At 32.8% G+C, this 25,235-nt stretch carries 22 protein-coding genes and 1 pseudogene; 14 read left to right on the top strand and 9 right to left on the bottom strand.

The features are described from left to right. Window positions 1-251 precede the first annotated feature (251 nt). Window positions 252-758, top strand: a complete 507-nt coding sequence (locus tag NMY3_RS09560; protein ID WP_196815658.1) for a hypothetical protein — start codon at window positions 252-254, stop codon at window positions 756-758. A 173-nt stretch (window positions 759-931) separates the two neighbouring features. Here the strand turns inward: NMY3_RS09560 and NMY3_RS09555 are convergent, their stop codons facing one another. Then, the gene (locus NMY3_RS09555; RefSeq protein WP_196815657.1) at window positions 932-1,117 is read right to left on the bottom strand and encodes a hypothetical protein; all 186 of its coding nucleotides are present in this window, start codon (window positions 1,115-1,117) and stop codon (window positions 932-934) included. 1,620 nt (window positions 1,118-2,737) lie between these two features. On the opposite strand from NMY3_RS09555, the gene NMY3_RS09550 reads away from it, so the two are divergent. The 5 genes from NMY3_RS09550 (at window position 2,738) to NMY3_RS09530 (ending at window position 5,741) form a co-directional block, all read left to right on the top strand. Continuing rightward, entirely contained in the window at window positions 2,738-2,986 is a 249-nt protein-coding gene (locus tag NMY3_RS09550) for an alcohol dehydrogenase catalytic domain-containing protein (protein ID WP_196815656.1), read from the top strand. A gap of 86 nt (window positions 2,987-3,072) precedes the next feature. Beyond that, window positions 3,073-3,666, top strand: coding sequence for a hypothetical protein (locus NMY3_RS09545; protein WP_196815655.1), 594 nt, complete (start codon window positions 3,073-3,075; stop codon window positions 3,664-3,666). A 39-nt stretch (window positions 3,667-3,705) separates the two neighbouring features. Continuing rightward, window positions 3,706-3,909: a hypothetical protein gene (locus NMY3_RS09540; protein WP_196815654.1), complete on the top strand. Its 204-nt coding sequence runs from the start codon at window positions 3,706-3,708 to the stop codon at window positions 3,907-3,909. Window positions 3,910-4,757: 848 nt separating this feature from the next. Further along, complete coding sequence (locus NMY3_RS09535; RefSeq protein WP_196815653.1) at window positions 4,758-5,216, top strand: hypothetical protein; 459 nt, start codon at window positions 4,758-4,760, stop codon at window positions 5,214-5,216. Window positions 5,217-5,366: 150 nt separating this feature from the next. Then, on the top strand, window positions 5,367-5,741 hold the full coding sequence (locus tag NMY3_RS09530; RefSeq protein ID WP_196815652.1) for a hypothetical protein: 375 nt from the start codon (window positions 5,367-5,369) through the stop codon (window positions 5,739-5,741). A 453-nt stretch (window positions 5,742-6,194) separates the two neighbouring features. On the opposite strand, the gene NMY3_RS09525 is transcribed toward NMY3_RS09530, so the two are convergent. Next, window positions 6,195-6,635 carry an anti-sigma factor gene (locus tag NMY3_RS09525; protein ID WP_196815651.1) on the bottom strand — a complete coding sequence of 147 codons (441 nt, stop codon included), beginning with the start codon at window positions 6,633-6,635 and terminating at the stop codon, window positions 6,195-6,197. A 417-nt stretch (window positions 6,636-7,052) separates the two neighbouring features. Beyond that, window positions 7,053-7,253 (bottom strand): hypothetical protein, encoded by a 201-nt coding sequence (locus NMY3_RS09520; protein WP_196815650.1) that lies wholly within the window; start codon window positions 7,251-7,253, stop codon window positions 7,053-7,055. Between the two features lie 398 nt (window positions 7,254-7,651). Between NMY3_RS09520 and NMY3_RS09515 the strand changes: the two genes are divergently transcribed. Further along, complete coding sequence (locus NMY3_RS09515; protein ID WP_231099984.1) at window positions 7,652-8,848, top strand: hypothetical protein; 1,197 nt, start codon at window positions 7,652-7,654, stop codon at window positions 8,846-8,848. 139 nt (window positions 8,849-8,987) lie between these two features. On the opposite strand, the gene NMY3_RS09510 is transcribed toward NMY3_RS09515, so the two are convergent. Both NMY3_RS09510 and NMY3_RS09505 read right to left on the bottom strand, forming a co-directional pair. Continuing rightward, window positions 8,988-11,417, bottom strand: a complete 2,430-nt coding sequence (locus NMY3_RS09510) for a sensor histidine kinase (RefSeq protein WP_196815648.1) — start codon at window positions 11,415-11,417, stop codon at window positions 8,988-8,990. A 1,162-nt stretch (window positions 11,418-12,579) separates the two neighbouring features. Next, the gene (locus tag NMY3_RS09505; protein ID WP_196815647.1) at window positions 12,580-13,521 is read right to left on the bottom strand and encodes a cation diffusion facilitator family transporter; all 942 of its coding nucleotides are present in this window, start codon (window positions 13,519-13,521) and stop codon (window positions 12,580-12,582) included. Window positions 13,522-14,612: 1,091 nt separating this feature from the next. Here NMY3_RS09505 and NMY3_RS09500 point away from each other — a divergent pair. From NMY3_RS09500 to NMY3_RS09485, 4 genes and pseudogenes are all read left to right on the top strand, one after another. Then, the gene (locus NMY3_RS09500; protein WP_196815646.1) at window positions 14,613-15,056 is read left to right on the top strand and encodes a ferritin-like domain-containing protein; all 444 of its coding nucleotides are present in this window, start codon (window positions 14,613-14,615) and stop codon (window positions 15,054-15,056) included. Between the two features lie 396 nt (window positions 15,057-15,452). Then, complete coding sequence (locus NMY3_RS09495) at window positions 15,453-15,602, top strand: hypothetical protein (RefSeq protein WP_196815645.1); 150 nt, start codon at window positions 15,453-15,455, stop codon at window positions 15,600-15,602. Between the two features lie 417 nt (window positions 15,603-16,019). Continuing rightward, the gene (locus tag NMY3_RS09490) at window positions 16,020-16,307 is read left to right on the top strand and encodes a hypothetical protein (RefSeq protein ID WP_196815644.1); all 288 of its coding nucleotides are present in this window, start codon (window positions 16,020-16,022) and stop codon (window positions 16,305-16,307) included. A 356-nt stretch (window positions 16,308-16,663) separates the two neighbouring features. After that, window positions 16,664-17,557, top strand: a pseudogene (locus tag NMY3_RS09485) (IS5-like element ISThar1 family transposase). A 316-nt stretch (window positions 17,558-17,873) separates the two neighbouring features. Here the strand turns inward: NMY3_RS09485 and NMY3_RS09480 are convergent. Further along, on the bottom strand, window positions 17,874-18,083 hold the full coding sequence (locus NMY3_RS09480) for a hypothetical protein (RefSeq protein ID WP_196815643.1): 210 nt from the start codon (window positions 18,081-18,083) through the stop codon (window positions 17,874-17,876). A gap of 654 nt (window positions 18,084-18,737) precedes the next feature. On the opposite strand from NMY3_RS09480, the gene NMY3_RS09475 reads away from it, so the two are divergent. The 3 genes from NMY3_RS09475 (at window position 18,738) to NMY3_RS09465 (ending at window position 20,787) form a co-directional block, all read left to right on the top strand. After that, a complete protein-coding gene (locus tag NMY3_RS09475; protein ID WP_196815642.1) occupies window positions 18,738-19,745 on the top strand; it encodes a magnesium transporter CorA family protein in 1,008 nt (335 codons plus the stop codon). 246 nt (window positions 19,746-19,991) lie between these two features. Beyond that, a complete protein-coding gene (locus tag NMY3_RS09470) occupies window positions 19,992-20,102 on the top strand; it encodes an SDR family NAD(P)-dependent oxidoreductase (RefSeq protein ID WP_196815641.1) in 111 nt (36 codons plus the stop codon). After that, complete coding sequence (locus tag NMY3_RS09465; protein ID WP_196818525.1) at window positions 20,080-20,787, top strand: SDR family oxidoreductase; 708 nt, start codon at window positions 20,080-20,082, stop codon at window positions 20,785-20,787. The genes NMY3_RS09470 and NMY3_RS09465 overlap by 23 nt, the downstream gene beginning before the upstream one ends. Before the next feature lie 65 nt (window positions 20,788-20,852). Here NMY3_RS09465 and ilvA read toward each other — a convergent pair whose 3' ends face one another. The 3 genes from ilvA to NMY3_RS09450 form a co-directional block, all read right to left on the bottom strand. Next, a complete protein-coding gene (ilvA, locus tag NMY3_RS09460; RefSeq protein ID WP_231099983.1) occupies window positions 20,853-22,058 on the bottom strand; it encodes a threonine ammonia-lyase in 1,206 nt (401 codons plus the stop codon). Between the two features lie 483 nt (window positions 22,059-22,541). Then, window positions 22,542-22,685 carry a hypothetical protein gene (locus NMY3_RS09455; RefSeq protein WP_196815640.1) on the bottom strand — a complete coding sequence of 48 codons (144 nt, stop codon included), beginning with the start codon at window positions 22,683-22,685 and terminating at the stop codon, window positions 22,542-22,544. Window positions 22,686-24,163: 1,478 nt separating this feature from the next. Then, entirely contained in the window at window positions 24,164-25,123 is a 960-nt protein-coding gene (locus tag NMY3_RS09450) for a transcription initiation factor IIB (RefSeq protein ID WP_338140373.1), read from the bottom strand. Between the last annotated feature and the right edge of the window lie 112 nt (window positions 25,124-25,235).

Genomic DNA, 25,235 nt, shown 5'->3' with positions numbered 1-25,235 from the left:
GCCAATATTCTACAATTCCTAAGGTAATGGAAAGAAAATATTAATTTCAGTGCGCTATCAAGAACGGGCATTTTGATAACAGTATCTAACCAGATTAAGGTTCAATACCGAGTACAGAATACTATTTTCTTCATACCAAAAAAATTGCGGGTTTACTATTTAATGATGTTAAAAAAAGGTGCAATCAATCTATACTGATGAAATAATTATTCTATGTCCTTATATATTATTTTACATACGTTTGATAATAAGTGAAATGGAGAGTTGATAAAATTAATAGGTTCCTCAAAGATACTTATCTGAAATATTACAATACCTTTTCCTTAAACAAGAATTTATTAGTTTCAGGGATAATCGGGTTCCTGGTTAGTATAGTCGTTGCACACATTTCTGCTGAATATTCCGTCGATTTTGTATTAAATTCAGCATTGACAGTCATAGCTGGATATCTCACTTACAAAACAGTTTTTGCGATTCTCTTTCACATAGACAACAAACAAAAATATACAAGGAGATTGACTGGAAAACTAAATTTCCAAAAATTTAAACAAATTCTGATCAAAATGCTGTTTGCTAGTTCTGTTTTTGATATTGTAAATAATATTACAAGATTCATTCTCATGATTCAGCTTCTAAAATGGGAATATACAGCAGTAGAAGCGACAACAATTTCTTCTATAGTCGCTTCAGTATTATCATATGTCATCATAAATATCATCATGAGATATATTCATGTTTTCGGCTCAAAGAAACAATAAATTCTTAGACTAGATGTTTCTATGTTCTATAATCGAGTATCGTTACACTAATAGGATCAAGCCCTCTATTCCAGGAGCTACTTCTATGACCATGGTGTAGGTGATTACATGATTACACGAGAAAATGAAAATTTGAACCAATAAATCATTGAATGTAATTGATTTAAAAAAGGTTACATAGGTATGGTCATGCCAAATGCAACTCCTACAGCTGCAAGTACAATTAGGATTACACCTATGATTGCCAAAACAATTCCCAGAATCCTGGCAATTCTTGTAGCAACGGGCGGTAACATTCCGGCTATTGCATACAATATGATTCCTATTATCAAAACAATTATTCCTCCAACTAAACTCATATCTTCACATTATACAAAAAAGGTTATTAATATCTAGTACAAATTAGGTCCAGGTTTATTAGTTGTTTTCCAAGAGGGATTGACAACTTATGCAGTCACATTGGCATTCCTGACGCAGCTATTAATGCACCTTGGATCTCATATCTGACAGAAAAGGACTGTTTCTTGATATTCACATTTCTATTTTATTATGATATGAAGGAAAGAGGCGAATATCACTTGAATATTTCGTATTGAATCAAGTATCTTTTAGATTGGTCCAACGAAAAGGTCTGACCACTATCTTTTTTTGAGCATCTTTAAACAGAAAATATGCTGCTCTTAAAAATTGTATAGTCCCTATAAAGAAACTCTCCGTAGGATATGTATATAGTAAATTTATTGATATTACTTCTCTTCGAATCCATAAATCTGCCTAAGAGTAGTTATGGTGTTGTTAGAGCTATGCAGATGTACATTCTCAGATTCGTAGCAAAAAGGTAGCCTGTGAAAAACAAAGGGAACTAATCCGAATCTAAGCTTAATCTCTAAATCTAAAACATTTATCCAGATGAACGTGGTCCCGTTAAGTAGCAAAGTACAAACCAATTATTGACTCACCACATTACACAATAAATTTGATATCAAAATTGAAAATGCTATTTGATATTATTATGATACCGTCCTCCAAAGTAACCAAATAGCACGAAAATAAAAAAAGTCACATAAATTCCAGCGAATGACATTTGAAAAATAATCCAAAAAATATTTGTTAGATTCGTTAGAAACTTGTTGAGAAATGACTAGCATTTTATTCTAGATAATTAGAAATAATATATCTCTGAAATTTCAAAAGTCAGTTCTAAAATTCAAGTATGTTTGAATCAAATTGTATTTATTTAATGTCAGATTCAATCCATAACATCTCAGCCAAATTCGAGTTTCTCAAAATTGCGATAATGAGCCGCATTTTACTTATGGTTGTAAGTTACAATTTTTTGCGTGCAACAAAGCCATGGAACGGAAATTAACTATTTTTACAGCATTATTATCCCTTTCATAATATTTATTATATAAAAGATTAAGCGTAAATTTCACCGTTTTTTAACAAATCGTGATATTATGGTCCGATTATTATTTTGAAAAGGTTAAATCCACTAAATCCATAATGGGACGTTTCAGAACTAACATTTTGATTGATAAGAAATGACGACTTTTTAAACAGTGAAATGAAAATGCAGATCGAGGCTTATGAATTCTTTTATTCCACTAGTTCTAAGAAGGTTTGTCCCACTAAGATTAGAAATTAAGTTTCAAAGTTATTCCATGTTATTGATTCATCGCTGGGTGATGAAGTGGGATCAACTGATGCCAGAAGGATTATTGAAATATTTCGTATTGGCTTAATTTTGTATCAATCTATGCAATAAAAAAAATTACAGATAGATTTAACTGACTTGTCAGCCGACTAATATTGAATGATTAACGTCGCAATCACAAAGCCCGATTCTATTCCAACAGATGTTCTGAAACTACCATAGACTGTCATTAAACCGGTGATATTATCTTTTTATATGCTTAACACAAATAAATTATATCCAGATCAATTACGAATTTATATTATGTTAATCTTTTTGAAATGTGAAATCACTAGTATATCATGGCACTAAGGATATCCGAATCGATGACAAACCCAAACCTCGAATAACAGATAGGGAAGACATAATATTGAGGGTAACATCTTCCGCGATTTGTGGCTCTGATTTACATCTTTATCATGGAGTGACTCCAGGAATGGAACCAGGACAAACTTTGGGTCACGAATTTATGGGAGTAGTTAGGAAGTCGGTCCGGCCGTGTATGAGATTAAAGAAGGAGACAGAGTTGTAATCCCGTTTAATATTAGTTGTGGTCAGTGATGGTTTTGTACTCGGGGTTTTTGGTCCCAATGTGACAGATCAAACCCTAAAGAAGAAGTGGGAGCTGCCTTTGGTTATACTCAGTTGTTAGGTGGCTATGATGGAGGCCAAGCTGAGTACGTTAGGGTTCCATTCGCAAACACTATTGCATCGCTCAAAGTCCCTGATAGCATATCCAAAGATGAACAAGTATTATTTCTTAGCGATATACTTCCAACTGGGTATTTTGGAGCCGACATGGCAAATGTACAACCGGGTGATGATGTAGCTGTTTTTGGGGCCGGACCTGTAGGTTATTCTGCGGTTATGAGTTCATTTCTAAGGGGTGCTGCCCGAGTATTTTCAATTGATCATCTTGATGAGCGCCTCTCAAAAACAAAGGATCTAGGAGCTGAGATAATAAATTTTGATAAGGACAATCCAGTTGAAATACTGCATACAGAATCTAAAGGAAAGGGAGTGCTGTGCATTGATGCGGTCGGGTTTGAAGCTGTTGGACATACACCCGGATCGATTAATAAAGGTTCTTCCAGCGGCATCCATGATCACTCAACAGTTTCAAACCCTGTTTATGAACCTGTTAATCCGATACAAGTGTTTGAGTGGATGTATCAAAGTGCGAGAAAATTCTCCACGGTATCAGTTCCATGAGCTTACTCCTGAGCCTATGACAAATTTCCTATTGGACAGATGTGGAACAAAGAACTCTCCATAAAAATGGGCCAATGTCCCGTCAAGAAATACAATGAACAATTACTACATTTAATTGAAACTGGCATAATAGATACTACAAAGATAATAAGTCATACGATGAAGCTTGATGAAGCCCCGAAAGCTTATGAGATTTTTGATAACAAAGAACAGGATGCAACAAAAATAATATTCAAACTATAGTTAGGAACTATATAGATCATACCACTCACTTGATATTCCAGATCTGAGTAGTCGTTAAGTTTAGTAATATGTGCATTCATTATCCAAATATAGGTCCGAAATTTACAAAGATTTAAGTCTGATCTATGGAACATTATTGTCAACAGAACAATCAAATATTATATAAGATTGGAAAGATTTATTTCGTATATGATCGATGAATTAAATCCTATCTCAATTTTGCTTTAAAAGTGTAAAAATCTTAGATGGTCTGTTAATGTTTTAATGAATGAATCATATTATATAGTTCATCTAGTTAAAGTTCTAACTTTTTTAGATGGAACTGTCGGCGTCAAACCCTTTGTATAAAATGTCACTTAAGATGAATAATAAAAAGGAGAATTCATACAAAGTGCAATAAATGAAACAGGCGAAGCCACGAACTATGTAACTGAATGATTAGGAAAGGCACTGAATGAAACCAACCAAGCCTTCCAAATGCTGCTAGAAATCTAGTATAAGGGACTAAACGTGTAGTTAATGGCTCAACCTAGTTACCTTTTTTGATACTATTAACAAAAATAGAAAAAGAAACCTAACTATAACATTTATTTTTCTATTATTTAGCTCCCGTAAGATTAAGATACAAATCAATTATGATTCAAAACTGCTTGTATGAGTTTACCGAGATAATTTGTGATACTTAATTTCGTTCCAAATTTTGAAACCAGGAAACGTACAAAATGTAAACAATAATTCATTAACTAAATAGATTGAATGCTTGACCTTTTACCGAGTTATTTATGTTATTATGCATATATGTTACAAGTGCCAAATAAAAAAGAAAATATAGAAAACTTGCAAAAGAATTGGGTGAAGTATTAGGCTTAGAGAGAGCAGCTCAAAAAGCAGTGGACGAATTGATAGAAATGAAATTATTAAAATCTGTGACCAAAAATGAAGCAAAGGAAATTCAAGGAGAAGCAAGCACTCATGAGGAAAAAATTCAAGAAGTTGCTCGTATTTTTTCTGAAGACAAAGAAGTAAGACTGGATATAGCCAAAGTAGAAGAATCTGCCAAAGAAACGGAGGAGAAAGCAGCCAAAATTATGAAAGTATACCTAGGAGAGAAACCTGATACCTCAGAAGCATTAGAATTCTTATGTTTGGCAGAAGGAGGGGAGGTAGCACATTATGAGGTCCTCCAAGCCATTTGCTCAAACTTCGACAATAAAAAGGCACAAAGTTCGGTAAAATCCATCCTAAAAGAAGAACAAAGGCATCTCTCTCAGTGTGTTGGTATGGCAAAAACAGCCGTATCTGCGTAACTCCTTTCTACTGTTGCTTTTATGAAGAAATGATATTGAGTAAACATCGATGCAGCTTTTAATCATTAACTTCCGATAAATATTTGCCTATCATTTTATCATTATACAAAACTGATATACAAATTTCTCGGTATTTAGATGGAATGTTGTATGAGACTCTCCAAAGGTCATGTCTACTTGAATATTAATCCAAAAGATTCGCTAATGATCAATGCCACTATCATTGGTGGATTCTTGATACTACTTACAATTTCATCGTTCTCTCCAGTCGAATTTCCCAATCGTTCATTGTTTGTAACCATTGCAGTAGTAATCGTAATAATATTTTCATTAGCTTGCTTTAATTATCTTAATAATGATGACAAGAATGGAATATTATTCTCTAAAATGGGTTTCATATCCATAATCTTATTTATGATGTTCATAGGTATACTAAACATTATTAATCTAGTAGATCCTGCAATATGGTCTGAAATCCCCGGTGCAGATAAAATAGCAACAAATAACGGGACTCTGAGCGGCTAGTTATACAGAAAATTATGGAGCTGTTATAAGTTCTTATTATTAATCTAGCGAGATGACCATAACTTAAAAAACCGGGGTATTCGACTCCAATATTTCTCTTGATATATAAAATAAACAATAATTCATTAACTCAATATATGATATCGATTCATTGATCATTGATGATCTTACTAGCGTAGATAAGGTATCAATAAAATTACCATGAATAGAACAACACTCATCAAAGGATCGCTTATATCTTTATTTCTCAAAAAATTCTAGTCAAATTTTCAAATACTAAGTTATGTCATCTACAATAGTTTACGCAATATTCTGTGGTTTGTTCGATTTATTAATACAAGGATATACGAGTAGTTGTTTCATCGTCAACATTCAGCAAGATACGACATACAATCGTTAAAGTGCCTTGCTGTGGACAGGTTAATTAATAGTTTCTAAAAGAAAAAAAAGAGATTATTGTCCGAAAGGAGGCTGTAATTCAGCTCCCCCGAATGTTCCGGCAGCATTTGGATCGGCATCACTGATTGGCTCCTCAGTTATGATAAATTGTGTATATGTGTAAGGGTTGACCATATTCTCAGAAAACTTTAAATTGTTTCCATCTACTACACCCAAACTCAATTTATAATTGGAACCATCGCCATCAACTAACCAACCTTCAAAAACCTTGTCTTGTTTCGGAGTAACAGTTAGATTTGCAGAAACATCTAAGGTATTGTTTTTAGCATCAACGGTAAGTGTACCTAATTTATCAGTACCAAATCCAGGACCCGGATCTTTAGCTTTATTAATATCCATAGTCAGGGGTTCGGCATTGACCGGTTGTAATGCTAGAGTCATTGAAAATATAGTTGCTAGAACTATTCCAAATAGCGACATGTTTGTTTTTGACATTGTACAAATTTATTGTGCAAACTATAAATAGATCACATATTAAAGAACCTGATTATGTTTAGACAAAAAGGCTGGCTGCCAATTCCGTTCGATAGAAATAATTTTGTGATGAATTGGGATATAGAGGTTATGACCACCAATTGGGGCCTTTTGATGGCAACCTGACCAATAGAATTCTGATTTAATTAACGGAGTATTTCGAATTCCATTCTTAAAACTCAAATATTCTTTAGTGGGCTCTATGGTTAGGTTGGTATTGTGACTGCTTTAATTGTTGAAACGCAGCGATGTTGATCATCTAACCAGAGGAAACGCACATTTTCATTGTTGAATCGAAATATTTTTGTATATGATATAGACGAATGGCTTAGTAATTAGTAAAAAAAGCGATTTAACTACGGAGGAAAAAGTATGCAATTATGTAAAATCTTTCTTTATCTTTTCCTTGTCATATTCCGTGTCTAAATCTCTATCGGGATCTTTTAAATTGTTTCCGACAGCTATTGCTTCCGCTTTAATTTTATCTCCTGCTTCGTCAAGTGTTTCTTTTGCTTCGTCAGCAGTTGTTTTTGCATCTCTCTCTATTTCTTTGGTCATATCATCATCATAGTTTTGCATAACTTTTACTATTTAATAATCTATTATAGATTATTAAGAAATATGGATAAGTCTATAAGGTAAAACTGTATGTTAAAAATAAAAGCATCTCGTCTTTTTACATAGGCGCAGTCTGTAAACTAATCGGCCATGGTTATGTATTTCTTTCTCAATAATATTTTTTGATAAACAATCAAATACTATATTCAGAAAAATAAGTAACGTTGTTTATGACTATTTAATAGTTTTCACAAAAATGATATTCATAGAGCCAGGTTTATAACGATATCTATGATTTGATGCTTGCAATACAATGATTGTAATACTGTAAAATCGTTGGAAAATGACAATCCTAGATATATTTTAACTATTATATACAATATCTATCGCGTTAAATTTTGCATCCAAATTTGAAAATTATGATGGTAAGCACTGAATACCCTCCAATGCATGGCGGTGTTGGTCGCTTCACATATAACTTAGTTAAGTCTTTACGGTTAATTAACTTAGAAGTTAGAGTTGTATCGGATCTTCACGGAACAGGAGATTACCATGGCATATCACCATTTAATAAACAAAATTCAGAAATATTACAAAGTATAACACAAGAGTACAAGCCGGATATAGTACATATTCAACATGAACATGGACTATATGGGTTTAATTTAAACCCATTATTGCCTTTCCTAACAAATACTGGACTAGATAAATTTTATGATAAATGTACTGTTCCAATTGTTACTACGTTTCATACATCCATGTGTTTCAAACAATGGATGCAGCTAATAGATACAAAGAATGGTAACAGCAAGGATTGGATGAGGCTGAATTTATTATACAAATATTGGAAGCAACTAATCAATTACTCATCATTGCATCGAATTAACAAACAAATAATGTCGAAAAGTGCGTACGGAATAGTTTTTTCTAATCATATGAAATCTTTGATCCCCGGAACTAACATTGTATATCATGGTTCTACTCCTTGGCCAACAACTATTGACACAACACAGAAAGAGGCAAGGAAAAAATTAGGATTACCTCAAACGGGTAGATTGGCTTTGGCGCAAGGCTTCTTTACATCTACAAAGGGATGGGACATAATAAAGAATATGAGGATGCCACTGAACTGGAAATTAGTTGTTAATTACTCAAAAAACTTTTACAATACAGAAGGTGCTGACTTAGATCTAAAGAATAGCAAAATTAATGATCAAATTATTAACTTAGGCAAACAATATCTTACAGAGGAAGAATTGTCACTACTATTCATTTCGAGTGATGCCACATTCCTACCCTATAAGGTATCTTCTGGATCTGGTATAATGTTTGATGGTTTAGGTCACGGGAAGCCCTTTATCTCTTCAAACTTAGATTTTTTCAAGGAGTTTACACAATTTGGTCTAGGCATAGTATCCAGTAGAACACCTTATTCTTTTCAGAAAGCATTTGTTAAACTCGAAAAAAACTATAAAAAATTTGAAACTAATGTCAAGGAATTTAAACGGAATCTCGATTGGAATACTATTGCAAGACAACATTATTTGATTTACGAAAACATATTAGAAAAACAGAATGCCTCTAAGAAAATATCTCAAGAAAGAATAACAAATTAGGATTTCATTTTATCGTAGAGACAGTATGGGGGCTTAAGTACTTGGATATTACATCATTTGCCAAGAAAAAAGTTTTAAGATAAAAACAATATAAATAGGAATAATCGAATATCTTAGTAAGTCTTTTTATTTCTAATTATTATTTTGTATCTGCCTTAGGTAAACTAAATACAAACGTAGAACCTATTCCGTCATTATTGTTAAATGCCCATATTCGACCACCCATGGCTTCAATTAAATTCCGAGTAATGTATAGTCCAAGACCTGTTCCTGTGTCAGAACTTGTAATAAATTTTTCAAATAATTTAGGCATGATATGTGGGGAAATTCCTTTACCATTATCAGATATACCAACAAGGATTTGTTCCCTTAATTTATTCCCTTCTATGTTCAATTCATTGTTACCTCTCATATTATCTACAATAGTATTCTTATTTTCTACATCTAATTTATTCATATGACATACATTTTCTGTGATTATGATGTCAATCTTACCATTTTGACCTGTAAAATTTATTGCATTACCCACTATGTTATTAGTTATCTGATTTAGTCTTGATTTATCGGCATATGTCCAACAATGCTCATTGATGTATTCTTTTATAAAGTTAATTTCAATATTCTTATTTTTGATTTTTTGTTCAAGTTCTGTGTTAATTATATCATTTATTACCTTAACTATGTCTAAATTTTCTTTACGTATCTGTAAACTGTTTATTCTATTTGACTCAATTCTTGCTACATCCAATAGATTATTTATTAATTCGTCTAATCTATTGGAATTTCGAGATATAGCATCAAAGTGTTCTTTGAGATGATTAATAATCCTTCTTAATTCATCATCGGATGTCACTTTTGTATTTTCTAACAGGTTGTCAAATACTTCCTTGTATAATTCCGCATATCCCATCACGGCTTGGGTGGGGGTTCTTAGCTCATGAGCTGCTGTGTTAATGAATTCTCTTTCTAATTGTTCACTCTGTATAAGTTTTTCATTGGCTAATTTCAGATTATCAAACATTTCCGTTTGATCCCAGAGGCTTTCAAATATTGATATGTAGGATAAGACAGTAGGCTTACTTGTTGAATATGTTGAGACTCCTATAGCCTCTTCAAATAATTCTTGAGAATCATCCTTTAGTTCTGTGGCTAAGACATATTTTCGATCTACGATTACAATTGTAGATATCAAATTCTCCTGCTTTCTAATCTCTCTACTAAGAATGTTTTCCTTAAATTCATATTTGCCTTTTATATTCTTTGAAAATAATAATTCTCTGATATTTTCGTTTACAGGAGATAGAATTCTAATTCGAATATTTTCAGTGATCCTTTTTTTCAGTAAATCAATAATACCCATTGTAACTTCTCTTTTTACTGCGTTTAATGAAGGGAAGAGTATCAGAATTTCTTCTTTCGCATATCGTACCAAATCTATAAAGTATTGTTTTGTTATTAACGGATTTTCAATGATTCTTGTAGCCTGTACGGTAGCACCAGTTTCTACCTGTCTTATTCTTTCTCTAGCATCTATACCTGTTTCCCACAGTTCATCAAATACTTTCTGATAATGCGTTATGTAAAGTGGCTCCGAGCTATGAACAATTCTCTGAAACATCTCTCCATTTTTTAAATCTTCTATAGTGGTAACACATTGTTTACGCGACACTGAGAAGTACAACGGTGGCAGGCTTCTGACATGTTTTATTTCAATATTCATATCAAGAAATTTTTTTATTAATTTTAAATCGTCCTTTTTGTTGTCTATATAAGTAACCCAACGTATACCGCCTTTTACTTTTCCTTCTTTATTCTTTGAAAGGTGATTCAAATATGCTTGAAGAAGAGTTTGGTTTTGTGCAAGTAATTTGAAATACCCTATAGACGTTGAATTTGAAAAACCTGTATCAGCGTTCTCAATAAAATTTTGTGCATAAGCAAGAGCTTCAGCACTATCCTCTATGAGGTAGGTTTGAATTGGTAATCTTCTCCTTTCGATTTCTTTTATCTTCTGTTCTACGGGTATTGCGTTTTTCCAAAAGGTTTCAAATACCAATTTATTTTGCTCTACAATCTCTTTTACGTTGCTGTGTATCATTTCTGATAGCGGTTTACTTTCATGTATTACTGTCGATGCAAGATACTCGCTATCATCAGAGATTGCAAAGTTACCGTTGATGTCTGATAAATGTTTTATTTCAATTCCATATTTGTAGTTGTTCTGATTCCAATATCCCAAGTTGTCTGAAGTTATTTCTGTAACTATTCTTATCTTTACGGAGTTTCGGTGCAATACTTCATAAAATCTTGTAATTGCAGGGAAATTGACAATTACAGAGGGCATGTTTTTATTAATACATATATTGAGATCCCTTTTACAGGTCCTAACAAATTTTTCAGCTATTAGTACTATCTCTTCGCCATAAACAATTCTAGTTGCTATCGTTTTCTTTTCTTGTTGTTCTTCTATTCCTACTTCGTCATTTCGCCTATCTGACGGTTGGGACGAAAATGATTCTTGGTCAACTAAATCATTTGTTGCCTTAAGAAAATCATCTCTTCCGTCCATTTACTACTTTAACTGTGTAAAAGATAGTATAAAATACATAGCATTTTGCTCGATGATTCAAGTTGGCACTTCAATTGTATGTCTCACACAATTGATTGATCCTGCAACTTATAGCGCGATTTGAATTTGGACTGATTAAATAGATTTTATGATACTTATTGCATTTTCAGTCCTGGGGGCTAAGAAGTATTAAACTATGCAATTCTTCAAATATGACGATACGGCCAGCTCAAGAAGAACTATCGTGTTGTAAATAACGCAATGAATTATTTAGAAAGCAATTATTTCTGTGTTAATCTATCAGAGTACTAACGATCAAGGTTCGTTAAAGTGATCCAAACAGTTACTTTTTATTTTTTTTCTTTCTGATAATTGTGGCTTCAATTCTATAATGAATTGTTTATGCTAAACATAAATATTTTTACGATGATAGAAAACGATTTTTCGTTATTTCCTATATGTAAAACCTAACACTCGGAGAACAAAATACAATTCGACATAATTTAGGTCAGATTTTTTGCTAGTTCAACTATTACTTATATCATATTCAATTAATCACTTTATTTCTAATCTTTAGTTGGATCGATTCTCTGTTATTTTTGGATGTGTTGAATATTCCATGGAAGTAAAAACCTATGTACGTATGCTCAAAATTTGAATAACATGTGTCAATTTTAGAAATCAACCGGTATTAAATTTTATGCGTTTAACTATACTTAAATAATATAGTATTTTAGAAAGTATCTGTCTCGGTTTTTTAGATTGAAAGATTAATTGCGAATTTAATATATTAATTAAACAAGTCATCGACAAGGTATTGAAATTTCAGGAACAGCCGTCACACGATTCCGACTAGCCAACGATACTTCAGATTTAACCATTCTAAGATAATTTTAAGATTGGCCATAATTTTTAATCTATTTTGATATCTCCATCTGATTTGCTTCACTAATTCCAATCTTTTATGAAGGTTATGATTTACAATTCATAATTTCACCAGCCGAGTTTCCAAATCATTTAATATTTGTTACTAAATCAAAGTAAATAGAGCATAATAATAAGGGTCCGTAAACTAATAGCGAAAATAAGAATGTCGAATCTTTTTGTTCTTTTCCTTATACTTTGATCAAAATTATCCACTATATCTCCATCTTTGCGTACATTACTTGGCTCTTTCGACTTCCACATATATCTTTGAAGATATGGCATAAGGAATTACTTGTTTAACTTTATTTTCGATATCATCAATTACTAATTCAATCGCATCCGTATTCAAATCATCGACCAAACTTACCTCTAGTGCTATGAGTACATCCTCAGGCGCAAAATGCATAGTTCGAACTGAAATTATTTTGTTTACTTGAGGAATTTTCGAAACTACCTTGTAGATAGCCGTATAATCTCTTCTAGACATTGCTTCTCCTATAAGCAAATCCTTGTTTTCTCTAGCCAAAAAGAATGCAAAAATCATTAACACTACTCCAATTAAGAGAGAGCCTATTGCATCGTATGCGGTATTTCCGGTGATATCTGAAAGATATACGGCTGTACCAGCAATAATTATACCTAAGATGGCTGCCGAATCTTCCACCATAACCGTCAAGACAGATGTATCCTTACTTTCTTTGAATTCTATGATAACTGTGGAAAAATTCAATTTTTCACCTCTCTCTTCTATTCCTTTCTTGAATATTCCAAATGCTATTCGGAGAGCATTTGCTTCAAAAACAAATGATATTGCCAAAATTACATAAGTAATCGATAAATTTTCTAACTGGTGAGGTACTCCGCCAAATAATGAACTAAATCCTTGCTCTAATGACATTACTCCAGATATACCAAAGATAAGCGTGGCTACAACAAAAGACCAAAAAAACTGTTCTTTTCCATGTCCAAAAGGATGTTTTTCAGAAACTTGCTTTTTACTAGTTCTAATTCCTATCAATAACAATACTTGATTAAAAGTGTCTGAGAATGAATGATAGGTCTCTGCCCACATGGAAGTACTACCAGTTAGGAGTGCAGCAATAAGCTTGGATATTGCAATTCCCAAGTTTCCAAATAAAGCAGCGTATACTGCTCTTTTCGAACCTCCACCTACCATTAATTTTTACACTGGATCATTCATCTAGATTTAATATATACTATTAAGATATTAGTTCAGCTTTATAGACTGATTAATCTTATTCCTTCCTCTTTGACAGATAAAATTTATGCTATGATTAAACTAGTATAGAAATTCACTCCAGATCTACAGAACTACTTTAAAATATTCCAAACGAAGATCACCCAGAAATTCATCTTAAAAATTTACCATTTGTGAAACCAAAAAATCAATTATTTTAATAAGGCTATTTAGCTTGACTAGAAGTCAAGAGGAACGAATGATTAGTACGGTTACATTGTTTGGTATTAAGATCGCATTAATCTAAGAGTTATTGATTTATTAATCCTCTCTGATATCTGCATCTGCTTCTGATTGTTACAGTCACCCCCACGAAAATTAGTAAGAGCATGTACAATCATATCGATTTATTCAAAGAACTGAAAATTTAACTATACAAGATCAGATAATTGATAATATGTCGCACTATCGTTGATTTTTGACTCGAAAAAGTGATGGAGGTCGATTATATACTATTAAAGACAAAACATGAACGTTAGGAGTCAGAAAAGGTCATACATTTCGTCTAGCATATATGTTACTATTGCCATTGACACTAAGTATGCATACGACGGAGATTTCTTTTTATCCAACCACCAAGGGGTTAGAAAGGGACATATTCAATTCATGTTTAATAGTCTTAATTCTGATGGTCTCGAAAATCCTAAGACTGAAAATGGTATTTTTGGATAACTTTTAAAAATGACTCATCTTCATATGAACAATGTGAATAAATGGAGAAAATTATGACGGTCTACAAACTGTATGATCCTAAATTTAGCTAAATTGAATTGTTTAGCCTTATTTTTTTATAAACCTTGTTTGCGGATTTTGCTTTTTATTAGATAAAAACAAATAAAATATAACGGCCAGGTTGCTTATCCACGCCATTAAGTAACTTTAAATTCAGTCATTGACTCCTCCATTTAGATATAGAAAATCCATTCAAATAATGCAGAAAAAATAAAAAGGTCATATTATTTACTTTTGAGTCATATGATGTTTATATTATTTGTAATCCATAGTGATTCGTGAATAGCGAAAATATTCCATCTCCAGGAAAAGAGTCAATTATTAACGGATTAAATCAGGATCTAGCCAGAGAATACAAAGCAATTATTCAGTACGTAGTATTTAGTTCTACCCTAAAGGGTGCAGAATATGGAAATATTGCAGAACAATTAGAGAAGCATGCATCTGATGAATTAGAACATGCATTGAAGGTTGCAAAACAAATCGATTATTTGGGTGGGACTCCCACAATGAAGAGTGAAGAAGCAAAACCTTCTGAAAATCCAAAAGAAATGTTGGAAATTGACCTTCGTGCAGAACAAGAAACCATCAGAAACTATAGGGAAAGAATCCGACAGGCTGAGGAAGCAGGTGAATATGCTTTATCAGAAGTATTAAGAGGAATTATTGCTCAAGAACAAGATCATGAGATAGATTTGAAGGATGCTTTAGGATTGAGATAACGATAGACTCCAGAGGGACAATCATAAATACTTTTTGTATGTCAATGATTTTTTTTGATTTTTTTGTTGTTCAATTGATATATTAATCCAATTAAGTATTTTTAAAAAAGGAATTATCGCGTCTATATAAATTTTCATAATATGGTATTTTAATAAAGTTGATAATTATTTTACATGAGAGAATTCAAAAAGCGAGGCTATCTGTATGTTACTAATATGTTTCTTGCCGTAACATGGCTAATACAGGGAATTACTACATTTAATCAATTTGTATCAGAACAGAATGAACATGATCAACCGGTTGCTATGAATCTTTTTTGGAATTAATTCATTAGGCAAACTATGGAGAACTGGCAATCTGAATTCTTGTAATTGTCAAGGCAGATTGGTGGCCTGATGATTTTGTTTGCCGTGGCTTTTCCTCAAGACAGAATAGGTGAAGAAAGAAAAGAGAAAATCCTTGAGAAACTTTTGGGGGTAGAAATGTCCAAGGAGGATTACCATCAATTTATTAAAAATTTGAAAGAAAAGTATTCCGATAAATAAATTGAGAAAGATAGGTTTGTACAGGACAAATGTAATCTATATTTATGTGTGCACTATAAAAATCCAAAACAAGAAAGATTCTTTTTAAGCAAAGGCAACTCATTGATTCGATATGTCCTAGGACCAATTTTTTTGAATAGTTACACTATATCAGATAAATCTTGTCTATATTTGTTGAATCGATTCTTTGCAAATAGTTTCTTAGTTAAATGCAAGAGTAAATATTTTCTGTCCTTCATACCAACCATGTCATCCAACTGCCAACGGGTTTACATATCGAACTTTATCTGTTCCCCCTGATATGACTGTTCAAAATAGACACAAGTTTCAAATTAGTTCGAGTTGTGTATATCAAGATCACACCTTGACGGCTCGTTAGATTTGTCAATGAATCTGTCCTAATTAACATAGTTTGTTATGCATCTTATATTTAAGGGTAGAAATCAAGAGGATGGGCCTTTTCCAATAATTGTATTGACGAATCCTCCAATTTGTAAATTAGGTCTGATGCTATTTTTTGTATTCCTAACATTTAGTATCATCGAACTTTCGCATCAGAATCCAGTTGAAGCACAAACGACGATGTACAAATGTACTCCAGATATGGGTATAAATGTATCAATGGTAAACTGCCTGACCAATTCCACATCGGATATTTATAATCATTCAATGATCTCTGAAATGAGGGAATATGCAACCAAGTAGAATTCCCTTCTCATCCTGATTCTTATTTAATCGGTTGGTTTTGGATTAGACGGTTTTTTTATTACTATATTTCAAGACTATATTTCAAGACTATATTTCAAGATAATCTCATTTCTGATCAAAGCGGTTGGATAAATTCAATTAACCTCCTAGTAGTATTTTTGAATTAAGTCCAAAGATGCAATTAGGTATTAATTTCCCTTTTTTTGATGGAGTATGCGAAAATGAATTGATTTGTATTACTATGTTTATTCGGTAATCAGATATCCCTCAAATCAGAAATTTAACGTTTATGAAAATTCTTGCTTTGTCGCCTAACTCAACATATTTAGCTGGAATGAACAGATTGATTATTTGTGATAGACTGGCCCTCTTACAATCGCTCATTAGTTCAACGCGGTGAGATCCTCTTCTCGTATGATTTCCTTGATGGTTGGGGTTCAGAGATAGAGAATATGAATATAAACAAAAAGGGTAAACCATTTGTATTTCCAGATTCTTTCATCTTGGCCATTGGTTACATTCGCTATTTATTTCACCTACCATACAGACAAACCCAAGGTATAATTAAGGCCACAGGAAAAAGGTTACCTGCTAATCCACCAAGTTATGGTCACATCTGTAAACGAATCAACAAGCTAAACATCGATATTAAAAGAGACAAGATGGATGACGATGATGACCTAATAATATCAATAGACAGTACAGGTATCAAGATTACTAACAGAGGTCAGTAGATGGATGAGAAATGGAATACACAAAATAGAAAAGGATATCTCAAGATCCACGTTGCTGTAGACATAAAGACCAGGAAAATCATTGCTTTGGAAGTGACAGATGAGAAGGTACATGATGGGAAAATGCTAAAGAAACTAGTCAATCATGTTTTGGATTCGAGAGAACCAAACACTGTAAAGATAAAATCGGTACTAGCTGATGGAGCCTATGATTCAAATCCAAACTTTGTGTATCTTGAGGACAAAAAGATCAATCCAGGTATAAAGGTAAGAAGGAACTCTATTGTTTCTCCTAAAAACAATAGGTTAAGGAACAACGAAGTAAAGTTACAAGCAAAGGATCTGTTGAAATGGAAGACAAAAAGAAAATACGGACAGAGATGGATATCTGAAACTGTGTTCTCAGCTATAAAGAGAATGTTTGGTGAATACACATCAGCAAACAGGTTTCAAAACATGGTAAAGGAGATCATGATAAAAGTATCATTGTATAACATTTTTAGAAGAATATAACATGATGATCATGATGATAACCGGAGAATAAGGAATTATGCAACAAAGCAAAAATTCTAGATCATTCTAAGATGCAATTTAAAGGAGAGCAACTGTAATTTTCAAGTAAAATTTAATAGAAATATCTAAAAAGGCACAAAATTCTGCGTTATGGGCTAATGCATTAAGTAATATTTATTTGTTAAAAATCGAACACCATCTACCTAATCTATCTTTTTGTAGTAGTAACGAATATTAACAAACTGAGAATGCATTCATGAACTAACTAATACAATTGTACCTAATTGTGAGACTACGTTTACTATATACAGATCTCTTAACTAAAAGGTGTATTGTCCATACCGATAGTTGTATTTCTTAAATCGTTTAATGACATCGACATATTCTTCATTCCATTTGGAGCATTAGGCATTTCCATTGACATGTTCTGTTGTGCTAACACAAATGTCATCATTAAATCAGTTGATGCGATAACCCCTATCCCTATCCCTAAACATAACATCATGATAAAATTTATTTTGTTCACTGATAGTTTGTTATGCCAAAAACTATAAATAGATAATAGTGACTGTTCCAGCTATTTAGATTTTATTAATTATTAATGACATTGGGATTTGAAATTTGGTATTTACTTTTTTTTCTTCGAGGTTTATATCCCGGGAGTACCACCAAAGCAATATCCTTTTCACAAGTTCAACACAAGTAACGTTATAGTAGGATATGAATACAAATGTGTGAACTTTCTTCCTACAAACTTTTTCCTTTCTTCTAATAGTAATACTATTAGAATCTGGCTGTTTTTTGGCTCTAGTGCTACCTAACACACGGGGTTTCTGATCCAGCCTTTATTCGGATCGTAAGCGATATGATCTTTGAAATCCTCTTTCCTTGTGGTGGTACGTTTTTGGGATGTCTCTTGTGAAAACACTCCAGCTTGCAAAGTAACCTATTTTATTCTAAAAGGAACATTGTTTTGACATTACATCTATTAGAGCCTCAGTAAATAATAATAAAGTGAATGACCAATATCTAATAATAAAGAATTTCGACTTCTTTTGATAATTATGACTGAAAAATGTATCTTTGAGTAATAATTAATCATTAAGTTCGCAGAATCAAATAAAGAGACGACATACTAATATCAGATGTTTATATCCCTTTATAATCAGAAACTAATTAATTGAAAACTAAGCAACAAATATACTATAATTCTAATGGAATAAGAACTGAGCAGGAAGGGGAATCAGATCTACAATCAAACAAATTATGGATCGATATTAGTGATCCTTCGGCCGATGATCTTCAATCTATTGCAAAAGAATATGATCTAGATGAAGACAGTATAAGACTGATTGGTCAAAAAACCAAAAGGCCTCAAATAAGAATGCTTGATAATTACATCTTTAGCATTATTTTAGATATTCGATTTAAGACCATCAAACAATTGCTAATAGAGGGCATCTATATTTATGTCGGTCAGAATTGGATAATTACTCTGCATTCATCTGAAGTTAATATATTTTCAACCATCAAAGATACCCTTGAAAAGAAGAACCAAAAATTGTTAACATCAAATATTAGTGCACTTTACTATACTCTTATAGATGAAATAATATCAAGGTATGAACAACTATTAACTTCAATTGAGCTTACTATTACAGATTTTGAACAAAAATCCTTATACAAAAAACCTTCTAAAAATACGCTTAGTTATTTGGATATGGTGGCAAAGCAAACCATCATAATAAGGAGGCATTTTTGGTATACAAGAGACGTCATAAATTTTCTAACACACATGCAAGACCAAGATAGTGATATAAAGTATCTACAAATAGCATATGATGACATAGGGCAACTTATAGAATTAGTAGAATCGTATAGAGACACAATAAATTCAACGCGAGATCTATACATTGCGAATATATCGTTACAACTTAACGATACAATGCGAATTCTAACCGTTTTTAGTGTAATACTCTTACCATTGACACTTTTAACAGGAATATATGGAATGAACGGATTGGACTTGACAAAATTAGGTGATATCCCACAAGGTATGTTCGTCGTGCTAGTCACTATGGCATTAATTTCGATTTTGTTATTGATTTTTTTTAAGCGTAAAGAATGGATTTTTAACAAAGAGGACATATTTAATAATTCAGATATCGAGTCCCCTTCAAAAGATTAGTTGGTTGAAAGATCTTCCCAAATCTTATTTCTTTGGATTCTAGACTACAAGCTCATCATTGCCTCCCTAAAACAAAGGTTCACAATGGATTGTAGTAAAACCGTATAATTGAACATGATTGTTTTTATTCTGAAGTCGTTTTATTTTAATAGACTTTATTCTTATTTATCAGAGACTATGGTTTTTGTTATTTGAGAAACTGGTAGGGTATCGAATATAAATATTATATTTGCTAATAGTAATGGAATGTCACTTTTAGATAGAGTAGTCATAGTTACTGGTTCGAGTAAAGGGATTGGTTTTGAAATAGCAAAGGAATTTTCAGAGAGGGGCTATAGTCATAGTTTGTTCTCGTAATTTAGGCCAATCGAAGGCAGCTGCTACAAGGTTAAAAGGTACAACTCTAGCCCTCGAAGTAGATATCACTGATGGATCAAGTGTAGAAACATTTATCAAAGCCGTTTTAAACAGATATCAGAAAATTGACATCCTGATAAATAATGCGGGGTATGCATATGACGCTAAAATATGGAACAAGCAAATACATGAGGGATCGGATGAGGAGTTGGAAAAGATAATTGAGGTAGATTTGTTTGGCTCGATGAGACTTTGCCGGGCTGTCCTACCAATTATGATGCAAAATTCATCAAATATGAATCATGGTAGTAACATAATAGGAGGTAGAGAGGGTGGTGGAGTAATTATCAATATTTCCTCAACCCCGGCTATTTCCGGTCGTGTGGGGGGTTTTCCATATTCCATTGCCAAATCGGGAAATATAACATTGACAAAATGCATCGCCAAGGAATATAGCAGATTTGGTATCAGAGCCTATACCCTTGCTTTAGGTAATATTGCTACACCCGCTACACTAGATTCAGTGACAGAACAAATAATTATAAAGGCCGCTCTGGGATCACCGATGAAAAGATGGGGTAAAGCTAGCGAAGTCGCAAGTATTGCTGCAAGCCTCGCCGATGATAATTTCTCCTATGCTACTGGAAATACCATTGTCATAGATGGAGGAACGGTATTAATTTAGGTGCGTCTAATATTTTCTTTTTTTGAGTAGACAAAGTAAGCGTAACAAGTGCAGGATGATTAGCTCTAGTGTACTATTTCAAAATTTATTTTTTCTTTCCTAAATAAATCTAATAGTGTATTGGCTTGGTTTTTGTTCTCTAACTCTAAGCTCAAGTATACACCTGCAGTACCAGCAGGAACATTTGAACTAAGCCGATCATGTTCTACTTCGACGATATTCACACTAGCCTTTGATATTTCGTCAACAATTTTTTTCAAGGCTCCAGGTTTGTCGTTAAGATCTACAAATATTTTCAATAATCTGCCTGTTTGCATCAACCCTTTTGCAACAATTTGTCCCAATAGATACATGTCTACATTTCCACCAGAAATGATGGAGACCAAATTCTTACCTTGTTCCTTACTTTTCTTCTTTGAATTAAGGTATGCAAGAGCAGCTGCGCCAGCAGGTTCCGATACGATTTTTGATCGTTCCATCAATAAAAACATCGTCTTTACGATTTCATTATCATTTATCAATACAATACTATCAACGTGCTTTTTTACAATTTCAAAAGTAAGTTTACCAGGAGTTTTGATAGATATCCCATCAGCAATTGTATAGCCTTCTTTTGCCTTTGTTATCTTATTTGCAGTAATTGATTTTTTCATAGTCGGAAAGGCAGTAGATTCAACACCAATAATTTTGACTTTCTGGTTGATTGACTTTATCGCAATCGATATTCCAGCAATCAAACCACCTCCTCCTATAGGAACATACACCTCATCTACTTCTTCTAATTCTTCCATAATTTCCAATCCAATTGTTCCCTGACCCGAAATTATGTCTGAATCTTCAAAAGCAGGAATAATAGTTTTATTTTCCTTTTCTGCAAAATCTTTGACGTAACTAGCAGACTCATCATAACTGTCTCCCTCCAAAATTACTTTGGCGTCATATGACTTTGTAGCAACAATTTTACTAGGGGATGCATTTTTGGGCATAACAATAGTACATGGAATATCGTGAATTTTAGAAGCAAAAGCAACTGCTTGAGCATGATTTCCTGCCGAAGCGGCTATTACCCCATTCTTTTTTAAATCATCTGACAAGTTATGAATTTTTACCATCGCTCCTCTAACTTTAAAGGACCCTGTTTTCTGAAGGCATTCAAGTTTCAGATATACATTGTTACCATTTAACTTGGAAAACGTTGCAGATTTTATCAGATCTGTCCTTCTGATGTCATATCTTGTTAGTAGCTCCTGTGCCTCTTTAATCTTATTCAAGTCTAAGTTAAAAATTTCTTATCTTTAAAAAGAGCATAAGCGGTTAATTTAAATCTGTTGTGTTTAACCTTTCTTGTTTGAACATTTGACCTTGCACTGTTTATATTTGATACATGTAATAGTATCACGATTTTGCATTGTAACTGCATAATAAATAAAAAACATAGCAAATTTGCGCCATCGGTCTCCAATTGAAAATTCATACTATTATATTACTTGAACCGAATAACAAATAACAAATAACATTTTAGAGAATTTAGTCCGGCTATCAAATCCCGGTTTAAATCCACAGTTCATCTAGTCAAGTTATGTTCTTGACAAATAAAGTATATTAAAGCCTCGTCAATCAACGTAGTTTTATCTATTGAGAAAGGTCATTCAATGAAGCAATTTATATTGGTATCGCTACTTTACAATTCAAGGTTATATTTGCCAATTATCGATAGGGAAGAATAATATCGTAGTGTTTTAAGAAAAAAAAGATTAAGCTGGTTCCTTATCTGTATTTTCTGCATCGGTTTCTTCGAGTGCTTCTTCTCGAAGGTTTTCAGACGGACCAGTTGTTTTTGGATCTTTCTCTGCAGAACCAATTTTTTTGGTTCTCTTGAGATTCCTCGAGATTTTCATTATATTCGTTTGACAATCTGCTGTTCATATATAGAAGATCAACAAAATATAATAAGATATATAATTACTTTATTAACCCTATCGTGATTCACGCATTATTACAAAACATGCATTTTAAATCCAAAATGGCATAAGCCGATTCAGGAATACATATGGTTTCCTAAGTTGTCAAATTATTGCATCGTCTTCAAAATATGATGATCTCGGATTGTTAGAGTAGTTGGTTCATATTCCTACAACCTCTTTATTACTTGGTGTCTATGTAGTATATCACTTATATTTTTAATCTAAAAGATGATAATCTTGAAATAAACCTATAATACTAAGGAAGCTTGGCTATGTATATGCTTGAGATGATGAAATGTTATTGTGGGGAACAGATTATAATTGAACCAGAAAATAACGAAACCGTAGAGCAATTTATTAAAAGAAGACAGTGCCCTAAATGCGAAAGAATTGGTCAATGGACTGCCTCAATATAATACCTTAGGAGACAAATAAGACAAGATATCTAATTTACAAACAAATTAAGAACTGTTTGGTTCGTATAGCTAGTCTCACAATGGAGTTTAGATCCTTCCGTAGCACAATCATATAATGCGTTTGAGGGGAATGAAAATCATCCCCATTCAAGATTGATTCGCGGAACAGATAGTTTTATTTCCAAGAGTATAACTATGGACTTAAGTCTAAATTACTTCATACAACATTTTTTAAGTAATGATTACAACGCTATTGAATAAAATGACTTTATCGTTTTGTTGTTCTAAAAGTGATGTTTTGATCTAACAATAGTTCCCTATTTAATCTATATCTCTTTTAATTTACTTGAATATATTGTAGAACATAATCAATAAATAGGAGATACATCTTTCGATGGTAACTACTTCAAAACCAATATTAGATGATATGTCCCTGATAATTGGATTTCTAGAGATAGAATATATTCCCCCAATGTGCACGAAGCTAAACCCCAGTTTGTTAAAATTACATATAGGTTAAATAAAATGTTAGACATCATAATATACAAAAGGATGTTCCGGGTTTCTATTCCGTTCACCGGTTCATTATTGTGGTAGGGGAGAAAGGCCAAACACGGAATTGGCTGATAATAGCTCCCCTATCTTTTGATAAAAAACACTACTCAAGAAATGATTTGATTTTGATCTAGTAGTTTAAAAAATCAAAGAAATAATAAACCATCAAATGTCCCCGGTTGTAACATGAAGAATATGGTAGTTTATCTGAAAATTATTTATTTTAAAAAGTACCTATTTGTCTTAGAAATTCTACACATGTTACTCAATTCCATATTTATCTTTCAAGACGAAAAAATCTATGCGGGTTTACTCTCAATAAGAATAATACTAGATAATCATGACAAGATTACGGTATTAAATAAAGTATCAGAAGAAAAATTTTATAATTTTATTGATTATGGAAGAGATTACAGATTTGTAAAAAAAGACTAGATATAGTTAGGTATTCGTTTTACTTGGGAAAGTCTTAATCAGCTCTGATATTATGTCCAAGTCATGCCTTAAAGTAACTTCAGTTACTCCTGCAATCTCTGCAATCTTGTTTTGAGTAATTTCCTCATCGTATTCCTTACATGACAGGTAAAGAACAGCCCCAGCTAAACCCCTCGGATTTTTCCCTGCAGAAATCTCTGTTTTCATTACAGTCATCATCATTTTTATCGCACGTCTTTTCGATCTCTCCGAAATACCGCAAATATTTCCTATCTTGATGATTTCTTTCAGTGCGTCGACTTGAGGGATTTTGAGATCTAGTTCAAACATTACCTTCCTGTAAATTCTTGCTATTTCTTTTTCCTTGAGATTAGAGATTCTTGCAATTTCCTTTAGGGTTCTTGGAATCCCTAATTCTCTGCATGCAATGTAAGAAGCGACAGCCAAGGCACCCTTTATCGTCCTTCCTTTAATTAATTTCCGTTCCTGTATTTTCCTATATAGATAAGCAATTTTTTCTATTGCTGATTCGGGCAAACCCAGTAGGTCTTTCAGCGTGTACAACTGAATAAACGCAGATTGAAGATTCCTCTTTGAAGAATCGTTTGTTTGTGATCTAGCATCCCAAGTTCTCCAGCGACCTACTCTACTTTTCATTGCTAGGTCAATTTGACGGCCAGATGCATCTTTATCTATCTTACCTATAACAGTAGAGAGTCCACGATCGTATTTGGCCAGAGAAGTTGGTGCTCCGGTTCGGTCCCTGAAATCCAATTCCTGAATGTTTGAAGAAGTCCATCCAGACCTTGTTGTTTCAGTATTATCAATTATGACACTTCCACAGGCAGTACAAATCAATTCACCAGAATTCTGATCGGTAATCATATTAGTGTGCTTACTACATAAAGGACATAATACTGATAAATACGAATTAATTAATTTTTGATTCAATTTGTTTTTTTCCACCACATTTTAGTTCTTATTATAATGCGTGACCTTCATTTTATCGTTTCTAATGTAATAATCACTAAGTTAACGATATGATAAGCATGGATATACATGTTTTAAACTTTAGGAT

The organism is Candidatus Nitrosocosmicus oleophilus (genome assembly GCF_000802205.1).
Classification (GTDB): domain Archaea; phylum Thermoproteota; class Nitrososphaeria; order Nitrososphaerales; family Nitrososphaeraceae; genus Nitrosocosmicus; species Nitrosocosmicus oleophilus.
The sequence above is the reverse complement of the archived record's forward strand: the minus strand, read 5'-3'. Positions and strand labels throughout refer to the sequence as shown.